Source organism: Acidianus brierleyi (assembly GCF_003201835.2).
GTDB classification, from domain to species: Archaea; Thermoproteota; Thermoprotei_A; order Sulfolobales; family Sulfolobaceae; genus Aramenus; species Aramenus brierleyi.
In genome coordinates this window covers 1,505,862-1,523,828 of the sequence record NZ_CP029289.2, presented here as the reverse complement: position 1 = coordinate 1,523,828, position 17,967 = coordinate 1,505,862, and the positions used below count along the sequence as shown (strand labels likewise).

Annotated in this window: 28 protein-coding genes, 2 tRNA genes and 1 pseudogene; 16 read left to right on the top strand and 15 right to left on the bottom strand. The window is 30.1% G+C overall.

Annotation, left to right across the window (positions count from 1 at the left end):
• Positions 1-4 precede the first annotated feature (4 nt).
• Genes DFR85_RS24155 through tmk form a run of 3 tightly spaced genes read left to right on the top strand, consistent with a single transcriptional unit; the run spans position 5 to position 2,159 of the window.
• Positions 5-550 carry a hypothetical protein gene (locus tag DFR85_RS24155; RefSeq protein WP_162582731.1) on the top strand — a complete coding sequence of 182 codons (546 nt, stop codon included), beginning with the start codon at positions 5-7 and terminating at the stop codon, positions 548-550.
• Positions 547-1,605 (top strand): Clp1/GlmU family protein, encoded by a 1,059-nt coding sequence (locus DFR85_RS24150; RefSeq protein ID WP_110270472.1) that lies wholly within the window; start codon positions 547-549, stop codon positions 1,603-1,605. The genes DFR85_RS24155 and DFR85_RS24150 overlap by 4 nt, the downstream gene beginning before the upstream one ends.
• Complete coding sequence (gene tmk, locus DFR85_RS24145) at positions 1,596-2,159, top strand: dTMP kinase (protein WP_110270471.1); 564 nt, start codon at positions 1,596-1,598, stop codon at positions 2,157-2,159. The genes DFR85_RS24150 and tmk overlap by 10 nt, the downstream gene beginning before the upstream one ends.
• On the opposite strand, the gene DFR85_RS24140 is transcribed toward tmk, so the two are convergent.
• Complete coding sequence (locus tag DFR85_RS24140) at positions 2,125-2,478, bottom strand: Sjogren's syndrome/scleroderma autoantigen 1 family protein (protein ID WP_110270470.1); 354 nt, start codon at positions 2,476-2,478, stop codon at positions 2,125-2,127. The genes tmk and DFR85_RS24140 overlap by 35 nt on opposite strands.
• 58 nt (positions 2,479-2,536) lie before the next feature.
• Here DFR85_RS24140 and DFR85_RS24135 point away from each other — a divergent pair, with 58 nt between their 5' ends.
• Complete coding sequence (locus DFR85_RS24135; RefSeq protein WP_110270469.1) at positions 2,537-2,806, top strand: stationary phase-response protein; 270 nt, start codon at positions 2,537-2,539, stop codon at positions 2,804-2,806.
• Positions 2,807-2,839: 33 nt separating this feature from the next.
• Positions 2,840-2,924: transfer RNA gene (locus DFR85_RS24130), tRNA-Leu, on the top strand.
• 6 nt (positions 2,925-2,930) lie between these two features.
• Here the strand turns inward: DFR85_RS24130 and DFR85_RS32255 are convergent.
• A complete protein-coding gene (locus DFR85_RS32255) occupies positions 2,931-3,683 on the bottom strand; it encodes a hypothetical protein (RefSeq protein WP_110270468.1) in 753 nt (250 codons plus the stop codon).
• Positions 3,684-4,710: 1,027 nt separating this feature from the next.
• On the opposite strand from DFR85_RS32255, the gene DFR85_RS24120 reads away from it, so the two are divergent.
• From DFR85_RS24120 to DFR85_RS24110, 3 genes are all read left to right on the top strand, one after another.
• Positions 4,711-5,103, top strand: coding sequence for a C2H2-type zinc finger protein (locus DFR85_RS24120; protein ID WP_110271833.1), 393 nt, complete (start codon positions 4,711-4,713; stop codon positions 5,101-5,103).
• 8 nt (positions 5,104-5,111) lie between these two features.
• Positions 5,112-5,450, top strand: a complete 339-nt coding sequence (locus tag DFR85_RS24115) for a hypothetical protein (protein ID WP_110270466.1) — start codon at positions 5,112-5,114, stop codon at positions 5,448-5,450.
• Positions 5,451-5,592: 142 nt separating this feature from the next.
• Positions 5,593-5,934 (top strand): hypothetical protein, encoded by a 342-nt coding sequence (locus tag DFR85_RS24110; RefSeq protein WP_246252849.1) that lies wholly within the window; start codon positions 5,593-5,595, stop codon positions 5,932-5,934.
• Between the two features lie 216 nt (positions 5,935-6,150).
• On the opposite strand, the pseudogene DFR85_RS32325 reads toward DFR85_RS24110, so the two are convergent.
• Together DFR85_RS32325 and DFR85_RS24100 are read right to left on the bottom strand one after the other, a co-directional pair.
• A pseudogene (locus tag DFR85_RS32325) lies at positions 6,151-6,252 on the bottom strand (conjugal transfer protein); the annotation flags it as partial.
• A gap of 509 nt (positions 6,253-6,761) precedes the next feature.
• Positions 6,762-6,850 (bottom strand) — tRNA-Glu (locus tag DFR85_RS24100).
• Positions 6,851-6,950: 100 nt separating this feature from the next.
• On the opposite strand from DFR85_RS24100, the gene DFR85_RS24095 reads away from it, so the two are divergent.
• From DFR85_RS24095 to DFR85_RS24085, 3 genes are read left to right on the top strand one after another with little or no spacing between them, the layout of a single operon-like run.
• Positions 6,951-7,535, top strand: coding sequence for a helix-turn-helix domain-containing protein (locus tag DFR85_RS24095; protein WP_210433905.1), 585 nt, complete (start codon positions 6,951-6,953; stop codon positions 7,533-7,535).
• The gene (locus tag DFR85_RS24090) at positions 7,532-8,527 is read left to right on the top strand and encodes an aminotransferase class I/II-fold pyridoxal phosphate-dependent enzyme (RefSeq protein WP_110270465.1); all 996 of its coding nucleotides are present in this window, start codon (positions 7,532-7,534) and stop codon (positions 8,525-8,527) included. The genes DFR85_RS24095 and DFR85_RS24090 overlap by 4 nt, the downstream gene beginning before the upstream one ends.
• An 11-nt stretch (positions 8,528-8,538) precedes the next feature.
• A complete protein-coding gene (locus DFR85_RS24085; RefSeq protein WP_110270464.1) occupies positions 8,539-8,970 on the top strand; it encodes a GtrA family protein in 432 nt (143 codons plus the stop codon).
• Here DFR85_RS24085 and alaXM read toward each other — a convergent pair.
• Together alaXM and DFR85_RS24075 are read right to left on the bottom strand one after the other, a co-directional pair.
• The gene (gene alaXM, locus DFR85_RS24080) at positions 8,967-9,665 is read right to left on the bottom strand and encodes an alanyl-tRNA editing protein AlaXM (RefSeq protein ID WP_110270463.1); all 699 of its coding nucleotides are present in this window, start codon (positions 9,663-9,665) and stop codon (positions 8,967-8,969) included. The genes DFR85_RS24085 and alaXM overlap by 4 nt on opposite strands.
• Entirely contained in the window at positions 9,665-9,931 is a 267-nt protein-coding gene (locus DFR85_RS24075) for an Hsp20/alpha crystallin family protein (protein ID WP_162582727.1), read from the bottom strand. The genes alaXM and DFR85_RS24075 overlap by 1 nt, the downstream gene beginning before the upstream one ends.
• A 97-nt stretch (positions 9,932-10,028) precedes the next feature.
• Between DFR85_RS24075 and cdvB1/B2 the strand changes: the two genes are divergently transcribed.
• Positions 10,029-10,664 (top strand): cell division protein CdvB1/B2, encoded by a 636-nt coding sequence (gene cdvB1/B2, locus DFR85_RS24070; RefSeq protein ID WP_110270461.1) that lies wholly within the window; start codon positions 10,029-10,031, stop codon positions 10,662-10,664.
• A 36-nt stretch (positions 10,665-10,700) separates the two neighbouring features.
• Positions 10,701-11,849, top strand: coding sequence for a tryptophan--tRNA ligase (locus DFR85_RS24065; protein WP_110270460.1), 1,149 nt, complete (start codon positions 10,701-10,703; stop codon positions 11,847-11,849).
• On the opposite strand, the gene cbp1 is transcribed toward DFR85_RS24065, so the two are convergent.
• Positions 11,818-12,270, bottom strand: a complete 453-nt coding sequence (gene cbp1, locus DFR85_RS24060) for a CRISPR DNA repeat-binding protein Cbp1 (protein ID WP_110270459.1) — start codon at positions 12,268-12,270, stop codon at positions 11,818-11,820. The two genes, DFR85_RS24065 and cbp1, sit on opposite strands and share 32 nt — an antisense overlap.
• A gap of 57 nt (positions 12,271-12,327) precedes the next feature.
• On the opposite strand from cbp1, the gene DFR85_RS24055 reads away from it, so the two are divergent.
• Both DFR85_RS24055 and DFR85_RS24050 read left to right on the top strand, forming a co-directional pair.
• Positions 12,328-13,023, top strand: coding sequence for a DUF72 domain-containing protein (locus DFR85_RS24055; protein ID WP_110270458.1), 696 nt, complete (start codon positions 12,328-12,330; stop codon positions 13,021-13,023).
• Positions 13,020-13,577, top strand: coding sequence for a LysE family transporter (locus DFR85_RS24050; protein ID WP_246252847.1), 558 nt, complete (start codon positions 13,020-13,022; stop codon positions 13,575-13,577). The genes DFR85_RS24055 and DFR85_RS24050 overlap by 4 nt, the downstream gene beginning before the upstream one ends.
• On the opposite strand, the gene DFR85_RS24045 is transcribed toward DFR85_RS24050, so the two are convergent.
• The gene (locus DFR85_RS24045; protein ID WP_110270456.1) at positions 13,570-13,917 is read right to left on the bottom strand and encodes a helix-turn-helix domain-containing protein; all 348 of its coding nucleotides are present in this window, start codon (positions 13,915-13,917) and stop codon (positions 13,570-13,572) included. The genes DFR85_RS24050 and DFR85_RS24045 overlap by 8 nt on opposite strands.
• Positions 13,918-14,018: 101 nt before the next feature.
• Between DFR85_RS24045 and DFR85_RS24040 the strand changes: the two genes are divergently transcribed.
• Positions 14,019-14,246 carry a helix-turn-helix domain-containing protein gene (locus DFR85_RS24040; RefSeq protein WP_110270455.1) on the top strand — a complete coding sequence of 76 codons (228 nt, stop codon included), beginning with the start codon at positions 14,019-14,021 and terminating at the stop codon, positions 14,244-14,246.
• Here the strand turns inward: DFR85_RS24040 and DFR85_RS24035 are convergent.
• From DFR85_RS24035 to DFR85_RS24005, 7 genes are all read right to left on the bottom strand, one after another.
• Complete coding sequence (locus tag DFR85_RS24035) at positions 14,212-15,108, bottom strand: Mrp/NBP35 family ATP-binding protein (RefSeq protein ID WP_110270454.1); 897 nt, start codon at positions 15,106-15,108, stop codon at positions 14,212-14,214. The two genes, DFR85_RS24040 and DFR85_RS24035, sit on opposite strands and share 35 nt — an antisense overlap.
• A gap of 5 nt (positions 15,109-15,113) precedes the next feature.
• Positions 15,114-15,668, bottom strand: a complete 555-nt coding sequence (locus DFR85_RS24030; RefSeq protein WP_110270453.1) for an adenylate kinase family protein — start codon at positions 15,666-15,668, stop codon at positions 15,114-15,116.
• On the bottom strand, positions 15,665-15,826 hold the full coding sequence (locus DFR85_RS24025) for a hypothetical protein (protein WP_168367148.1): 162 nt from the start codon (positions 15,824-15,826) through the stop codon (positions 15,665-15,667). The genes DFR85_RS24030 and DFR85_RS24025 overlap by 4 nt, the downstream gene beginning before the upstream one ends.
• 5 nt (positions 15,827-15,831) lie before the next feature.
• Positions 15,832-16,401, bottom strand: coding sequence for a rhomboid family intramembrane serine protease (locus DFR85_RS24020; protein WP_246252846.1), 570 nt, complete (start codon positions 16,399-16,401; stop codon positions 15,832-15,834).
• Positions 16,398-17,009 (bottom strand): zinc metalloprotease, encoded by a 612-nt coding sequence (locus tag DFR85_RS24015; protein ID WP_110270452.1) that lies wholly within the window; start codon positions 17,007-17,009, stop codon positions 16,398-16,400. The genes DFR85_RS24020 and DFR85_RS24015 overlap by 4 nt, the downstream gene beginning before the upstream one ends.
• Before the next feature lie 28 nt (positions 17,010-17,037).
• Positions 17,038-17,661, bottom strand: a complete 624-nt coding sequence (locus DFR85_RS24010; RefSeq protein WP_110270451.1) for a hypothetical protein — start codon at positions 17,659-17,661, stop codon at positions 17,038-17,040.
• A 65-nt stretch (positions 17,662-17,726) separates the two neighbouring features.
• Entirely contained in the window at positions 17,727-17,888 is a 162-nt protein-coding gene (locus DFR85_RS24005) for a hypothetical protein (protein WP_168367147.1), read from the bottom strand.
• Positions 17,889-17,967: the final 79 nt, after the last annotated feature.

The following is a 17,967-nucleotide window of genomic DNA, read 5'->3' as shown; positions in this document are numbered from 1 at the left end:
AAGTGTGGGTATTAAAAAACCATTATTGCGTATTAATGACCCAAGATTGTTCCCATTAACAATTAAAGAAATAAAAAAGAGAGAAAATCTGTTAGATTCGATGTCATCTAAAATAGAAGTTTCAGAATGTAGTGGAGATATAGTAATAAATAAGGAAGAAGATATTGAATTAGCTATAAATAAGGCGATATGCGAAGCACAGGGTAAAGAAAAATTTAATGAAGTTCTAGTAGGAATTGATACTAACTCATTTAGATTAACTATAGCAGTTGTTGCAGATGGGACTCTTATAGACACTAAGCAAACCCAAATAGAAAGCGTAGAGGACACAATAGATTCTATATTGGAAAGTTTTCCACACAATAGATTCTATATTGGAGTCGGAACAGGAAATAGATTAGGAGAATTAGTATATAAGGTACTTAGTTTAAAATTTCCTGGAGTAAAAAGAGTAGATGAAAGAAAAACAAGTTCTAAAAATCCTTACGTAAAAATAAAAAATAAGGACATAAGAGCAGCGTATCTTATAGCGTTAAGGTCAACTACATGAAACTAAATAAAGAAGAAGATATAATAGTAGAGGGACCTTGTGAAATAAAAATATTAACAGGTAATATATTTATACAAGGAAAAGAATTCGGCGATATAGCTATTATTGGGAAAGGAACTTTTTCAGTATCTACCAATAACATTGCAGAAATAGAGACAAATTGTAACATACTAGCGAAGATAAGCCATTTAGGCTGGGATGAAATAATTTCACAAATAATCCAAACGGAAGGAACTACTATAGTTCTTGGTAGTAATGACTCCGGTAAAACATATTTTTGTAAAACCTTCATTAATAAGACAAAAAACATAACTTATTTAACAGCTGATGTAGGACAGCCAGATATTTTTATACCTACTTTCATATCATCTAAAATTTTTCCTGAAAATAGTATTTTTAACTACACTGAATTTTATGGGTATACCTCACCTTCATACAATCCCAGACTTCACGTAGAACAAACTAGCAAAATATACGAAAAAACTAAATCTAAAATAAACGTTATAGATACAGACGGATGGGTAAGAGGATTAAAGGCATATATGCATAAAAAAGAACTTATTTATTATATTAATCCAGATTATATATTACTATTCGATGAAAGATTGAAAAATGATTTACCGTCTATGTTTCAAAATAGAATAGTTATTGTCAATAAAATACCTAGATTTCTTTTTAAGAACAAGCTAGAAAGAATAAGATCTAGAAGGGAAAAATTCATAAAATATTTTAGGGATTCACATATTTTAGAAGTAAATTATACTGATGTCTTCGGATCAAGACTTAATCATAATTTATCTACAGCATGGGGAGATATGTTGCAATTTGAATATGGAGAATGTTACGGATATTTTATAGATAAATCAATTATTAAAGGCGCATTAGTGGCTTTACTTAATTCTGGAAAAATCTCTGGTGCAGGCATAATTAGAAATATAAATGAAAAAATCGAAATATTAACTCCAGAAAAGAAGGCAGACGGAGTAATATTAGGCTCAATAAGCTTAAATGATAATTTTGAAGAAAGATCATTAAGATTATTAAAATGTTATTGATAGCATTAGAAGGAATAGATGGTGCTGGAAAGACTACAGTTGCAAAAAAACTTTTTGAGAAGTTGCATAACAAAAATGTAATTATTACAGCTGAGCCTTTTACTCAGGACATTATCAAAATGATAGAGGATAATGGGTGGAAAAATCCAATAATTTTAACCTTACTTTTCGCAGCAGATAGAGCTATACATATAAACTGGATATATAACCAACATCCAGATATAGTAATTCTAGATAGATATATTTATTCATCAATAGCCTATCAATCAGTAATGGGAATAGACGAAGAATGGATTAGAGAAGTTAACTCTAAGTTTCCTAAACCTACTATCACGTTTCTAATTGACGTTCCAATAGAAATAGCCATTCAACGAATAAATAAAAATGATAAATTCAATTTTGAGGAGAAAATAAAACTTTTACATAATGTAAGAAATAAATACTTGGAAATCGCTAAAAAGGACAAATTAATAATAGTAAATGGCCAGAATAATATTGAAACAATAACTACGGAAATATTTAATGTTGTTGAGAAGTACCTAAAATCCTCCTAAGTCTTTCTATAGCATCCAAATACCTTATTATTTGCATCATAACATCAGAATCCTCTGGACTATCTCTAAGTTTCTTTAACAGATAATTTAAATTATTTATAAGCTCGTCCTCCGTAGAACTCAGAACTATATCTTTCTTAACCTTTTTCTCCTCTTCGTCAGACTTAACTAAGTAAACCTTACCATGAACTGGACATATAACGTCTCCATTCTTAAGTTTAAATAAAGGGGAATGACAAATAGGACAAGACTCATTAAGCATCGTAGCCCCCTGAGTTAAAAGCTCAGCTCCTTTCTTAATAGATTGATCGTTACTCATTTTTACTCTAAAATAAACCTAAATGTGAGTATATAAAAAAATAACTGGTGATGAGTTTATGGCAACACTCTACGATAATGAAGCAAAAATTAAACAAGCTGTCATTCTATTACAAAAAATAGTTAACGATACAAGCGTTCCTAGGAACATCAGAAGAGCAGCAACAGACGCAATAAGAAATTTGCAGGACGAAAATTCTAGCCCTGCTGTAAGAGCAGCTAACGCAATAGGTATCTTAGAAGATATAAGTCAGGATCCAAATATGCCTACACATACAAGAATATCTATTTGGAATGTAGTTTCTATTCTAGAAACTGTAAAGGACTAGTTTTTTATATAGCAAAAATTAAAAAAGATGTATGCGGGGATGCCCGAGCTAGGCCAAAGGGGATAGGCTTAGGCCCTATTGGCGAAGGCCTGCGTGGGTTCAAACCCCACTCCCCGCACCTGCTCTACTTTTTGAAGTCTGTATTAACCTCCTCTGGCTCCTCATACCATTTCACTTTATCTCCTATTTTAGCTCTCATCTTCCATTTCATTGATTTAGGAAACTGTTCAATGATTTCCATAATTTTCTGCAACTTTGGCAAGATTATATTAGAATACTCACTGTTTTTCAGGAAATCTACCATCCTATCATGATTTATAGTATAAGTTTTATAAAATCCCCAATCATTAGATAAAATACTTGCTATATGATTAGCATCTAAAATCTTATCCTCATCCTTATTGCCAATCTCAAAATCGTATAACAGAGCTGCTATATCCTTTTTATCATTCTCTGTGAGATTTATTATCTGCATTTTAGTTAACAAGAGATCTGAAGGGGGAATAGTAGGATAATATAACTTTAATCTATCCTTCAATATCAGCTTATGGCACATAATAAATTCGTCTAAAAATACATCTATAGTAGAATCTAAAACTGAGTCGTAAAACATTAATCTAATATATCCATGTAAAGCGTTAAACCTCTTATTCTGCTCTAATCCCAGATTTTCTAAAAATGTAATGATCTCTTTCCTTTGGGAAGATAAGCCAAAATAATCGGCGTCCTTATAGTTCCTTGCAAATATCTCACTCCCCTTTTCTGCTATGGATGCTATTGCAGCACCCCCAATTAGCCTTAAGGTTATATTAGATTCTTCAGCCTTTTTAATTATTTCAAGAGCCCTGCTTATTAATTTAGTTCGTTCTATAGTTATTCCTAAGCACCTAAGTTACTTAACATTAGAGTACAAAATAATCTTTATGATTATCATAAGTAAATTATATTTAACCTTACAGCGTTAATGAGTGAAGCGTTTATTACATAAAAATCATTTATTGTAAAAATAATGGTAATAATTAAATATGATTAGTATTAAACTAGAATTAACATATTTGTCTATTGAAACTTAATAATGCTATAATATTTTTTAATGCTATTCATATAATATTAGTATTCCCATGAAGTTCTCATACATTTAGACAGTGCAAAATAAGAAGAAATAAGACAAAAACTTAGTGGAAGCACTAATGTAGTTAGACAAAGTCTCGATACAAAGAATGAGACATATAGAAATAGAAAATTCTTATTATAATCTAGAGATATTTCCTCTATAATAGTTCACATATTTTTTTGTAAAAGGATAATATGATAACGAAGACAATCCATATATCTATTATGATTCTCGTTTTTATTTAGAAAAATATAATTAAGAACATATTTGTTTGAAAGTAATTTTTTAGCATAATCAAAAGTTAAGTCAGAACTCTTAAGAAGACCGGTTATGTCAGGATTTAGAAAAGAATTCTCACACTGAGTTAATGAATTTATATATTCCTTAGTTAGAAATTTCCATTTTTTCAGAATATATTTAACACTCTGACAGTCTATATTTAATGTTTTTGCAATATAAATTACTGGTTTATTTTGGCATCTATAATACGCTATCCTTTTTTCTATATCAGATTCGGCCATAGTTACATTGCTTATTTTTAATTAAATTTAAAAGATTCTACAACTGACGAAACATTAAAAACTTAAATGAAACTGTAGCATGGGATTATTAGTATTTCCTGTTACCGCCTTGATTACCTCTAAGAAGATATTTTGCTTTTCCTTTTGCTGACTGCTACAGATTGGTTAATGGTTTTCCATTTCTCACCGATGTGGGTAATATACGGTGATACAGTTCTTGAAGGTGCAGTAACTTGCTCAAACATCTACACAATATGGAGGGTGAAAAAATGACAGACGCCAATAACGTTAAGTCAGGTACTAAAAAGTACCTGAGTAACCATAAGGGTATAATGATTCATGTATCATTGGAGGAATTAACGCGTTACCATTCTCTCACTCCGGAACAAAAGAGGGTCATTAGGGCGATAGTAAAGACTCTCATTTATAGGCCTGATTTACTGAATGAAACAAACTATTTATACAGATTAATGCAGAGTAAAGCGGTTTCACCTTACGTTTGCCCCCTCTGCCTTATACCTTTTTCATCAAGTGAGGCATTGAAAATGCACATAAGATATTCAGAACATACGACTGTTTGCCCAATATGCAGAAAGGGATTTAAGGATACTGAGACCCTTCTAAACCACCTCTGCAAAAAACATAATATTTGCGTAAGTTAAGTGATCTTATGAAAATTAGGACTCTTTGGCTCATTATAATAATTTGCAGTGCTTTTGATGTAATTTATAGTTATATTTTATGGACTGATAATTATGAAGTGAATGTGGATGCTTATGTGTTCGAACTCAACCCTATTGCAAGATTTGTTGAGAGTAATGGAAGCCTAGTTCTTCCAGACTTAATAAGCATTAAAGTTCTATCGTTGTTGGCTGTTTACTGGATAACGAAATTATTATCTGAAAACTTGAAGTTATTATTACTTAAATTCTTAGCAGGATTATACATAGCCTTAGTAACATATGAGCTAACATTACCTTATTTATTGCAGTTATTCAGCCATTTTTAAACCCTTTTTCCCTCTTCCCAACCACAATGAAGTGGATAAGCCTTCTAAGTCTAGCTATAATATCACAATGGTTTGCAATACAACACTACGTATATGCCTATCCAATAAACTTTTTACCAAAAGTTAAATTTTCTTTTTTTATATGTTGTGGGTTTCAGTTCTAATACTTGTTGCAGGTATAATTTCTACCTTATTGACTGTTCATTTTTCCTTAAGAAAGGCAGATAAAAGAAGTTTAGTTATCATACTGTCTTCTTTAGTTTTAATCGGTATTGGATTATGGTTACTATCAATGGATCATACAGTATATATCAATAATCCGGTCTATGCAAGTTCATCTCACTTTGGTTCTTTTTATCTCTGTCCTAAGATTCCACCGCCATGGTACGCTACGTTATGGTTTTATTTTCTTGGCATAGGTTTAGGAATGCTAAGTGTAATGGTAATATTTGAAAGCATAATTAGACTTTTAAGGAATGGTTAACTTTCCATTTTTAAACCCTTTCCTCTTTCTTCATTTAAATGAAGTACCTATTAGTCTTCTTTATACTCTTCCTGTCAATTTTTTCATTACTGAGTTAGAGAAGTTTAGGAGGTTGGAAAATGCCTGATATCAAAAAATATCAGGTTAGCCACGGTATAATGTACCATATGCTGCAAGAAAAGTTTTGCTTAAAGTTTCGAAAGATCTTGCAATATTAAAAATCTTCTGCAGTTTAGTTGCAGTAACCTCTGCACTCTCCTCTTTAGCAACATAAAGTAGCAATTCAATTAAACGATAAATTCTATCCTCAATTGCCATAATAAGTAGCCCTATGATTGGAATAGACAGAAAGTGTATAAAAAATTTAGACAGAAAGTTAGCAGATCTTCTTTTAAACCTAGTACTCAAAAATAACAATTCAGTGAAACAAAAACCCTTAATATAATAACAAAAGCGTTACAGTTGTAGTATTTAAACTATTATAGAAAGGCTATCTCTTAAAGTAAGTTAATTAGCATTATGGAGGATCTTATTTTAACATATATGACTCTCAAAAACCCCTTATGTCGTAAAGGTAAGGCTCTTCAACTATTTGCGTTTTCAAGCATTATATTATCTGGGATTTTATTCAATATATCTTAGCACTAACTTTTTAATGACTTTCTTCAAAATTGAAATTATGTCCATTATCTAATTTATTTATATTAATCATCATAATCTTACTTCTATTATTAAATGGTATAAGAATATTGCAAAATATCCTTTGCCGTTCCATTTACGCCTTAATAAAGAGAACATAACTCTCTTTCAATTTTATTAAAAATTAGTGCTCCGGCCGGGATTTGAACCCGGGTCACAGGCTCGAAAGGCCTGCATACTCTCGGCGCTAAACTTGACCGGGCTATACTACCGGAGCATTTGATATTACCATTTAAGGTAATATAAAATTTACTTAAACTCTTAACATAGCATTGATCTACGTAAACTTAAAAATTAAGACGAAGTATTTAATATCGATGCTTTTATATGTAAGTATTAAGTTACCGCACGAAGAATGGACAAAAAATATAGACTGGACTAGAAATTCCTTGGTTATTCTTGATATAAAGAATTTCAGCAATGTTCCTAAAATTTTGGCTGAATTTAAGGGAGATGAGAAAACACTTTCTGTGCTTAATGGAAAATTTACTAAAGTCTCTAAATTCAAATATTTGGGTACTTTAAATATTAATTATCCTGTAGAAAAGATTTTATCAAATTATATCATATTAAATGGAACAATAACATTAGAAGGATTCTATTGGACAGTAATTTTAAGTGATTACACAGAATTGAAAAAGCTCCTTAAGGAGTTTTTAAATTACAAAATAGATACGAAAATAATAAAGGTTGTAAAAGTTAAGTCTCAAGATATACTTACCGCAAGGCAGGAACAGATACTAAAAATTGCATTTGAAGCAGGATTTTTTGATTTCCCTAGAAAAATAAAAGTCTCCGAACTAGCAGATAAATTAAATATAAGTGTATCTAATCTTTCCGAAATATTGAGAAGAGCTGAGAAAAACATTATAGGGAACTATTTTAGAGAAAGAGGATTATGATACATGGAGGAGCTAAATGGATTAATGGAAAGCCAAACACTATTGATGATTTTAGTATTAATCTTAACCCACTTGGTATGCCTGATTTTCTATCTGACCTAATAAGTGATGCTATAAAATATAAAGTATATCAATATTATCCTGATAACTATACTAAATTGAAAGAAAATATAGCAGAAATTTATGACGTAAATCCTGAATATATAGGAGTTTTTAATGGAGCTACTGAAGCTATAAGATTGTTAGATAAAGGAATTAATGTTCCTGAGCCTAATTTTTCAGAATATCCAAGAACATCAATCTATTTTGCTGAGGAGAATGGAAATAGTTTTATATATCGTATATTAGGCAAAAAAGTCTTACTCAGTAACCCTAATAATCCAACGGGAAGTACAATAAGTTTAGAAGAAATAGTTAGTGCGCTCAATGATGGGAAAGAACTAATTATTGACGAATCATTTTCAGATATTAGTGCAGTTAGCAGCGCAAAAAAACTTGTAGAGGAGTTCAATAACATTCTAATAATATCTACATTTACTAAATCATTTTCAGTCCCTGGTTTACGACTAGGATTTACAATAGGTAAAAGTTCTAAAGTCTTAGAGTCAAAAGCTATACCATGGAGAGTAAATAGCATTGCTTATTACATATTTTCTAATGTAAATCCTAATGACGTAAGAATCTTCTTCAATGAGAGTAAGAGCTATACAAAAAATCTATTATCAGAAATAAAACTTTCCATAAAATTTGATTTCAATTATAAAATGTACAATAGCAATGCTCCGTATTTACTCTTTAAATTTCCTTTCAAGGTGAACATTTTAAATGATTATCTAGTTAAGAAAGGGTTTATGGTAAGGGATGCAAGTAGTTTTGTAGGATTAAATTCGTATTATGCTAGAATATCAATAAAAAGAAATTTTAAGACTCTAATTAACTATATAAATAAGTTTTACAGTACTAACCAAAGCATTTTAAAATTCATTATATAAATAATCTCTTGATGTCGAGATTACTGAAATTTGCCATAGTAGGAGGGCTAGGCACGTTGGTGAATGAACTAGTATTTTTATCTACTACTAAGCTTTTATCCATATCGATATCATTAGCATTAGCAATTGAAATTTCAATAATTTTCAATTTTATGTTAAACGATGTATGGACATTTAAAGATAAAAGAATAGGAAACATATGGAAAAGACTACTTAAATTTCATATGTCGTCAGCTAGTGGAGGAATTATTCAGTATATTGTGGTAATTTCAATTATTGTAATTATGTTTCATTTTAGTAATGCTTCGGAAATATTGGCAATATTGTTTTTTACGTCTTATTTAAAACTTCAGTCTTTAGTACTTGGCATAATCAATTTCATAGGAATAATTTCTGGATTCATCGTAAGATTTATAACAAGTATAAAATGGGTATGGCCTTAACTTTTTACAGTATAATAGACTCTCTTCTTATTTTTACCTCTATTTTCGACTTTAATTAATTCTATATGTCCTATTTCTGATGTATTCTTAACGTGTGGTCCTCCATCAGCCTGAATATCTATCCCTGGAATTTCTACAATTCTCCATATAGGTACATCAGGAGGATTTCTGCCCATTAATTTCACTATTCCAGGTATCTTTAATGCTTCTTCTTTAGGTTTAAAGTAAACCTTAACATCAATATTTTTCTTAATTATGTCATTGGCCTCATTTATTATATTAGTTAATACGTTTTTATCTTCTACATTAAAATCATCTTTTGCATATTCTGGTGAAATATGTCCTCCAGTTACCATAGCACCGTATTTATTGTATGCTATCGAGGCAATTATATGGGAAGCGGTATGTAATTTCATCATAGAATATCTTCTTTCCCAATCTATAATTCCGTCTACAAGATCTCCTTCGGAAAGATTTCCGTTTATCTTATGTACTATTTCGTTGTCTTGACGTTTGACTTCCGTCACTTGTATTTCCTTATTGTCTATAACTAATTTTCCTATATCGTTTTCAAGCCCGCCTCCGCCTGGATAAAATGCAGTTCTATCTAAAATAACTCCGTCTTGACCTACCTTAACAACTTTTGCCTTAAAATTTTTTACATAAGAATCAGTAAGATATATTTCTTCTACCATCAATTATTCTTCTCTAATATTATTAATAAAGTTCCATTATGTTTTCTTACTTCTGAGACCTGAAGATTTGTATTCGCAGCAAGATTTATAGTTTTTACAGTAGAATTCGATTGTTGATCTATAATATATACGGAATTAGAATTTATTTTAACTTGTATATTATCTATATTTAAGCCTTTTCCCCTTAGATCTACGTATATATTTATTTTATTTCCTTCTTGAATTATATCAAAATCTGGATCTTCATCTACTTGTATGAATGGCAACACTCTCACAAATATATTATATTCTCGTTAATACATAATAAATATATATTACTGGTCATCCGCTTTAAAAAACTTCTTTGACAACATATTAATTAAGATGCTTGGAAAAGATTTCCAGAAATATTGGGCAGGATCAGAAGATAAAGATATGTGGAAAAGTTTTAAGGGTGCATTTAAGAGCAAGGAACCCTTAAAATATAGGATAGTTCAAGCTCATTACCAATTAAGTTCTATGGTAAGTAGACTTGACGCATACATAGGAAGAATGCAGGAAAGAGACAGAACATTATTCGAAAGAGTAGTTGAAGCTCAAATGTCCAAAGATACAGCAAGAGCTGCAATGTATGCAAATGAGGTAGCAGAAATAAGAAAAATAAGCAGACAATTATTAACAACTCAAATAGCGTTGGAACAAGTAGAACTTAGATTAGAAACTGTAAGCGAAATAGGAGATGTGTTTGTAAACTTAGTACCTGTAGTTGGAGTTATAAATGAACTAAAAGGCGTATTAAGAGGAGTAATGCCAGAATTATCTGTAGAACTAGGAGAATTGGGAGAAGGTCTACAGGAAGTAGTTGTCGAGGCTGGAGACTTTACTGGAAGTTACTCATACGCATCTGCACCAACTGCTGAGGCAAGAAAGATTTTAGACGAAGCGTCTACAATAGCAGAGCAAAAAATGAAGGAAAAATTCCCAGATTTACCCGCAGCTACTCTCACTCAAAAAGCCTAAAAACGCTTTTTATTTCCTTTTTTATCATCTCTTTTTATGTCCAATGAAAACTTTTCTGTAACTCCTTGGGAAGTTAAGGGTAAAGTAGATTATGATAAGCTAATAATACAGTTTGGCACTCAAAAAATTACTCCAGAACTAAAGGAAGAGATCTCTAAACTTATAGGAGGAGACCTACATGTAATGTTAAGAAGAGATATTTTTTTCTCACATAGAGATTTAGACCTAATTTTAAAGGATTATAGGAATGGGAAAGGATTTTTCCTTTATACTGGTAGAGCTCCATCTTTAGGAATGCATATTGGACATCTGATACCGTTCATTTTTACTAAATGGCTCCAAGACAAATTTAAGGTAAATGTATATATTGAAATAACAGACGATGAAAAATTCATGAGAAACCAGGAATATACGTTAGAACAGACTAGACAATGGGCTTATGATAATATTTTAGATATAATTGCAGTAGGTTTTGATCCAGATAAGACATTTATATTTCAGGATACTGAATATATTAAAAATATGTATCCTATTACAACAAAAATAGCTAAAAAACTTACGTTTAATGAAGTAAAGGCTACATTTGGTTTAGAACTATCGTCCAATATAGGAATAATATTTTATCCTGCTCTACAAATTGCCCCTACAATGTTTGAAAAGAAAAGATGTTTAATTCCTGCAGGAATAGATCAAGATCCATATTGGAGATTACAAAGAGATATAGCAGAGAGTTTAGGATATTACAAGGCGGCACAAATTCATAGTAAATTTCTTCCTCCATTAACTGGGCCTGAGGGAAAAATGAGTTCTTCTATTCCAGAATCCGCTATATACCTTACAGACGATCCCAAAACTGTTGAGAGAAAAATAATGAAATATGCGTTCTCTGGAGGACAGCCTACAGTAGAACTTCATAGAAAATTGGGCGGAAACACTGAAATAGATGTCTCTTTTCAATGGTTATACTATTTCTTTGAGCCAGATGATAATAAAATTAGAGAAATAGAAGAAGAATATAGATCAGGAAAAATGCTAACTGGAGAATTAAAAGAAATACTTATAGAAAAACTGAATAATACTTTAGAGGAACATAGGCAGATGAAAGAAATGGCAAAAGACAAAGTTAGATTATTTAAATACGATGGAAAGTTAGCTACTGAGATGTGGAATAAGATTCATGAGTAGGCTTATATACATTTAACTTTTTTAAATGATATACTACTAAGTTTGTAGATATATTCAAATTTTTAGCTATTTTATAAATTGAAACTCCGTTTTTATACAGATTCTTTATTTCTTCTATTTTTTCTGGAGCTAATTTCCTTTTAGTTTTAGCTAAGTTGTTCTTTTTTAGAACTCGAAGTACTGTATTGGAATTTATTTTAGTCTCCTTACTTATTCTATTGGCACTATATCCTCTTTTAGCGAGATCTATTATTTTCTCCTCAAGATCTCTAGAAATTTTTCCTCTAAATTGAACTCCAGAATCTTTAAGAATCTTTCTTACTCGTGAATAACTAAGATTAAGTTCTCTTGCAATTTCTCTTATGCTTTTACCTCTTTCATACATTTCTTTAGCTATTTTGCTTGTTTCTTCATTCTGCATAAATAGGGCTCACATATAAACTTTTTAAATTTTTTCCCAAAATCATTTTTAATACATATGAAAATCGGCATTTGCGGCTTTAGCTATAAGGCAGCTAATTTATTTAATGTTCTAGAGATTCAGGATACATTTTATGATATAGTAAGTATTGATAAATTAAAGAAATGGAGAAATTATAACAGAGATATCGAGCTAAATGTTAAAGCACTACAAGTTATAACACATTCTTATAATAAAAACTATGAAAAAATGAAAAAATTTTTAGTTAGTGATATAAATAACCTAGGTTCATTCAAGGTTAATATAGATACAGAAAAAGCGTTAGAAATCACACTTGAAGAAGCCAATGTTTTAAACTCTAGAATAATAATATTTCAAACTCCACCTTCATTTAAGCCTAATGCAGAAAATATAAGAAACGTTATAGAGTTCTCCTCGATACTAGATAGAAAATTTTTGTATGGATGGGAACCTAGAGGAGAGTGGTATAACAATCAAGACATATTACTCCATGTTTTAGAGGAAGCTAAACTTATTCATGTAACAGATCCTTTTAGACATATGCCTTTATATGGAGACATCAGATACTACAGGTTACATGGAATAGGCGGTAAGGAAGTTAACTATAGATATAATTATTCTGATGAAGATTTACTTAAATTAAAAAGCATAGTGAACGGGGAATCTTATGTGCTTTTTAATAATATTTACTCTATTAAAAACGCGTTAAAATTTAAGGAGATGGTATCATGATATCTATTCTGTTAGGTATCATTCTAGGACTTTCTATGGCTGCTCCTCCAGGTCCAGTTAATGCTATAATATTAAATGAGTCCGTAAAATCAAAAATTCATGGGAGTAGTGTAGGACTTGGAGCTATGACAGCGGATTTGATTTTTTATTTTATATCGTATAATTTCAGAAATTTCATACCTAAAGATTTCCTAAAGGTAATTTATATAGCAGGAGGTTTATTACTTATTATTATCTCTACTTTAATTATAAAATCTAAATTCAATACTAATACTTCACCTAAAGGAAATTACCTAACTGGTCTTAGCATGGGTCTAACTAATCCATATCAGATAACTTGGTGGCTAACTATAGGAATCTTTATGCTAGAAAATCTAGGAATTTCCAGTATATTAGGTTTTTTTATTGGAATATTGATATGGGTTATAATATTTCCTTTGATCTCGCACAAGTATATAAGAAAGTATTCGAAATATACGAAAATAGCATCATTTATTATTATTCTAGCATTTGGTTTTTATATTCTTTTGGAAGGCATTAAACTAGTCATATAGAAGAAATTATACTTTCTAGATCTGTGCATATTTCTTTTGCTCTTCTTATCATTTTAGATATAACCTCTTCTTTATTAATGTAGTATAGATATTTTGGTCTTCCTCCTTTACTTCCGCTATTTTTCTGTTTTTCGATTAAACCAGAATCTGATAACCTTTTAAGTATAAGACTAGCTCTGCTTTTACTTATTCCTAGTTCCGATGATATAGAATCTACATCCTTGCCCTCCTTGCTCTTAACTATTTTCATAAATGCATCAACATCGGCCTCAGATAAGCCATAAGCAACCATGAGAAATCTTCTCAATATTATGCTTTTTTCAGTAATTTCAATACTCATTTTACTTTCCACCTTTTAGATTTTAGTTTTTATTCTTTTTAAAGTTATATCTATAATCAAGACCTAAATTTTTATAGGAAATTGATATATACATATTACCTATGAACAATAAATTAAGAGAAAAAATCATTGAAATTCTAAAAAATAGAGATATGACATCAGAAGAAATTATGAAAGAAATATTAAAAACAAGTACAGAATTCTCACCTATGGAATTTAGAGAAACGTTAGCTGATCTAGTAAGAGAAGGAATTATAGAAAAATATCCAGTTTATGAAAATAAAAAATTTTATTTTAAGTTGAAGAAGAATTTTGTTCCACAATTTTAATTATATTATCTGCAATATTCAAAAACTCTTTTGACGTAGGGGAATCTACATATTTAAGAAAGAACGGTTCACCAGAGTCATTGGATTCGGCAATTTTAGGATCAAGAGGTATTTGGCCTAGAAGCGATACTCCCATATCTTCAGCCATTTTTTTACCTTTTCCTTCACCAAAAATATAGTAAGGTTTATTATCAGAAGGACACACAAAATAACTCATGTTTTCTACAACGCCTAATATTTTTGTGTTTACAGTTTTTACGAAAGTTATAGATTTTTTAACTGCAAGTGTAGAAACTTCGGAAGGTATAGTAACTATAATAGCTCCGCTAATACTTGGTACTAGTTGAGCTATTGAAAGCGCCTCGTCTCCAGTTCCAGGTGGCATGTCTATTATTAAATAGTCTAATTCACCCCAATTTACATCTCCTAGAAATTGCTTTATAGCAGTATGTTTTATTGCCCCCCTCCATACTACTGGTGTGTCGTCTCTAGGTAATAGGAAATCTATAGAAACTACTTTTATCCCGAAAGGACCTTGTACTGGATTTATCCCGTTGTCATCAGCTGTTAATACTTGACCCCTTACTCCTAACATCTTAGGAACAGATGGACCATGAAAATCTACATCTACTATACCAACTTTTTTTCCAGAGGCAGCTAATGCCATAGCTAAATTAGATGATACAAAAGATTTTCCTACTCCACCTTTACCGCTTAGCACGGCTATTTTATATTTAATATTTTTCATTTTCATTTGGATTTTTATATCTGCTGCTGGTATCTGAGGCTGAGTTTTTCTAAGATCTCTAGGTTGTTTTTGAGGCTGTTGAGGAGACTGTATTCTAAATGGATTAGAGCTCATTATAATTATTTATTCTCGTATAGACTAATAATCTTATCTAATTCTATTAAAAGATCTTGAATTCTATCATCGGATAGCCAATCTACATTATCACAGCGATTATCAATAATATTCTTTACAACTTCTTCTCTGGATTTATTTGTAACATCTATTTCACAAATATTCTTAAACCATTCTCTTGCTTCTTGAGCTATTACGCCTAGTATTTCAGCTTCAACGTTTTCGGCTATCTTTAAATCTCCCCAATTTCTATCCTTAAGATCTTTATATAAAACAAATGGATTTTTTCTTAAAACTATAATTTTATCTGCATTATCTACTAAAGATGGATAGATTGTTTCTATTATAACATTATCCATTTTATTAATTTGATCATTTATTTTCTGTATTACACTATCATCTATATTATATGTTTCCCTTTTAGAATCGTAACTCGTATATAATTTATTCTCTAAAATAAATTTTGATACAGAAAAGTATAAAAAATTAAATTTTAATGACAATATTTTACTAATTTCAGTCTTTCCTACTCCAGGAGTACCAGATATTAGTATTCTCATCTATATGCTAAAAAGAACTCAGTAGCAAATAACGCTAACGATATAGTTATTAGAATGATTTTTACTTGTTTATCGCCATTACCCTTAGCCACTTCATATAAACCATAAGGCATCATTACAATTCCTAATACTAACAAAATTTCTTCTATTATATTCATAAATACTAAATTCTTCTATTTTTCCTTAAAAGCCTAAAGGTAGCAAATGCCAGTAATATCCCGCTAGTTATTCCTCCAATATGCGCAACATAATTAACGTTTGGTATTATATCGCTTAAGATAAAAACAAAAACAAGTATTCCTAACCCATTATAATCTATTCTATTCAACTCCAACATATCTAATATTACATAATAAGCAAATATTCCAAATATTCCGCCAGATGCACCTTCTGATGCGGTTCTTGGAGGAAATACAAACAAAGTCAAAATATTACCTACTATTCCAGATATTAGAAAAACTACATATTCAATCTTCCCTGCATATGATCTAAATAAATAATATATTACACCTAATGATATAAAATTAAAGAAAAAGTCTATAAAACTATTTGTAATAAAAATTGATGTTACTAAACTTATGTAATCACCGTTAAAAACTAATAAGTTTACCTGAATCAAATAAAGGAAATCTATAAAATTAACTATTGACAATACATAACCTATAATATATCCTACAGCTACTAGAATCATTAACAGTATTGTAGGTTTAATTGATAATATTTTAGGTTTCATAATTCACCAGTAAAATACATTAGTACTACAGAAGATATTATCATTACTATCCATATTCCTACGTTCCATCTAAATACTTTAAGACCGTCTAATATCCAGAAAGGTAGTAAATTAAAGAAAGCTACTGCAGCATTAAACGCGGCTATTTCATACAAGAAGAAAGCTACAGTTTGCGTAACATAACCTATTAATAAAAATGATAAAACCGAGATTATGATATTAGTCAATGGGCCTACAGCTGCTGATTTACCTTCTATTTCTTTGCTTATAGAGAAAAATCTGCAAGAAATTAGAGTATATCCAGAAAGAAATAATAGACCAAAAAATGGTAACGCATTTATTATAGTAGTAGCTAGAAATCCGGTAAAATTCAAAGTAAACCTTGAAAAGCATCCGTATTTTCTTGCGTATTGCCTATGGGCTAATTCATGAGGAATAACAGCTATTGTAGCTGCAAGTATAACAGCTGGTATTACTAAAATAGAGTAGTTGGGTAATAGGAAAAACAAAGGAATTGCTTTTACTGCAATAGAAAATATGGCAAGTAAAAACGACTCTACTTCATTAAGATTTCTGAATCGCCAATCCCATTCTTCAAGTTTTGTCACTGTTATCCGATATTATGTATTTGTTTTACTATAAATTCCTAACCATTCCACCAATTTTTTCACTCGAAATATCGTTAACATAATTCAGTTTTGTGGAGTCTATTTTCCATATTATTGCATTAAGATTCTTATTTACGGCCATCATGTATTTAGCATCACGTTTTTCTTCTATAATCCCTTCAAATTTCAATATATTATTCTTTCTAAACAAATTAAATGTTTCAAATATTAAGAATTTATATAGAAATGGCATAGTAATTGTAGCTGTCTTGTAATTTTTAGCGAAGTTCATAATTTTCTCTAGTTCTAATGTTACTAATTGTGGATCTATAATTGTTATTTCACTTATATCTTTATAATTTGAAATTATAGAAAATAACTGAATTTGGCCAGAAGAATAAACTACCCAAAACTCGAATACTCTAGTAAATATATCAGACATATTAGCCATATTTAAAGGTCTATAATATATTGAGTAAGATTTAGATTTTTCGTTAAAATAGTCTGCTACGACTCCTGCAAAAACCTTAATATTTATACCCATATTTTTTAATTCTATAGATAAATTCTTGGAAAATGTCACAACATGTCCGCTGTCAGTTAATACTTTTTCTCCATAGGGCATTAGTTTATCTAAGAATATCTCAAACATACAAAAGATTAATTTTAAAAAGAAGAATATAAGTCTTTTTTTGTATTTAGCGCATCACTACGATATTATCTCATATTTATATATTTTGAATATAGCTCTGCCTCTATTTTCATATTTTTAGTGATTATATCATTTAGTATCTTTTTATCTTCTTCAGACGGATTATAGTTAGAAATTATTTTCTCAACTTCTTCAAGCAAATTTAATGCGTCCTTTAGAGACTGCATAGATTTATACTATTTGTTTTTAGATAAATGGGTTACATTCATAAAATTGGTATTTCCTAAACGATTTTATTCACAGCTA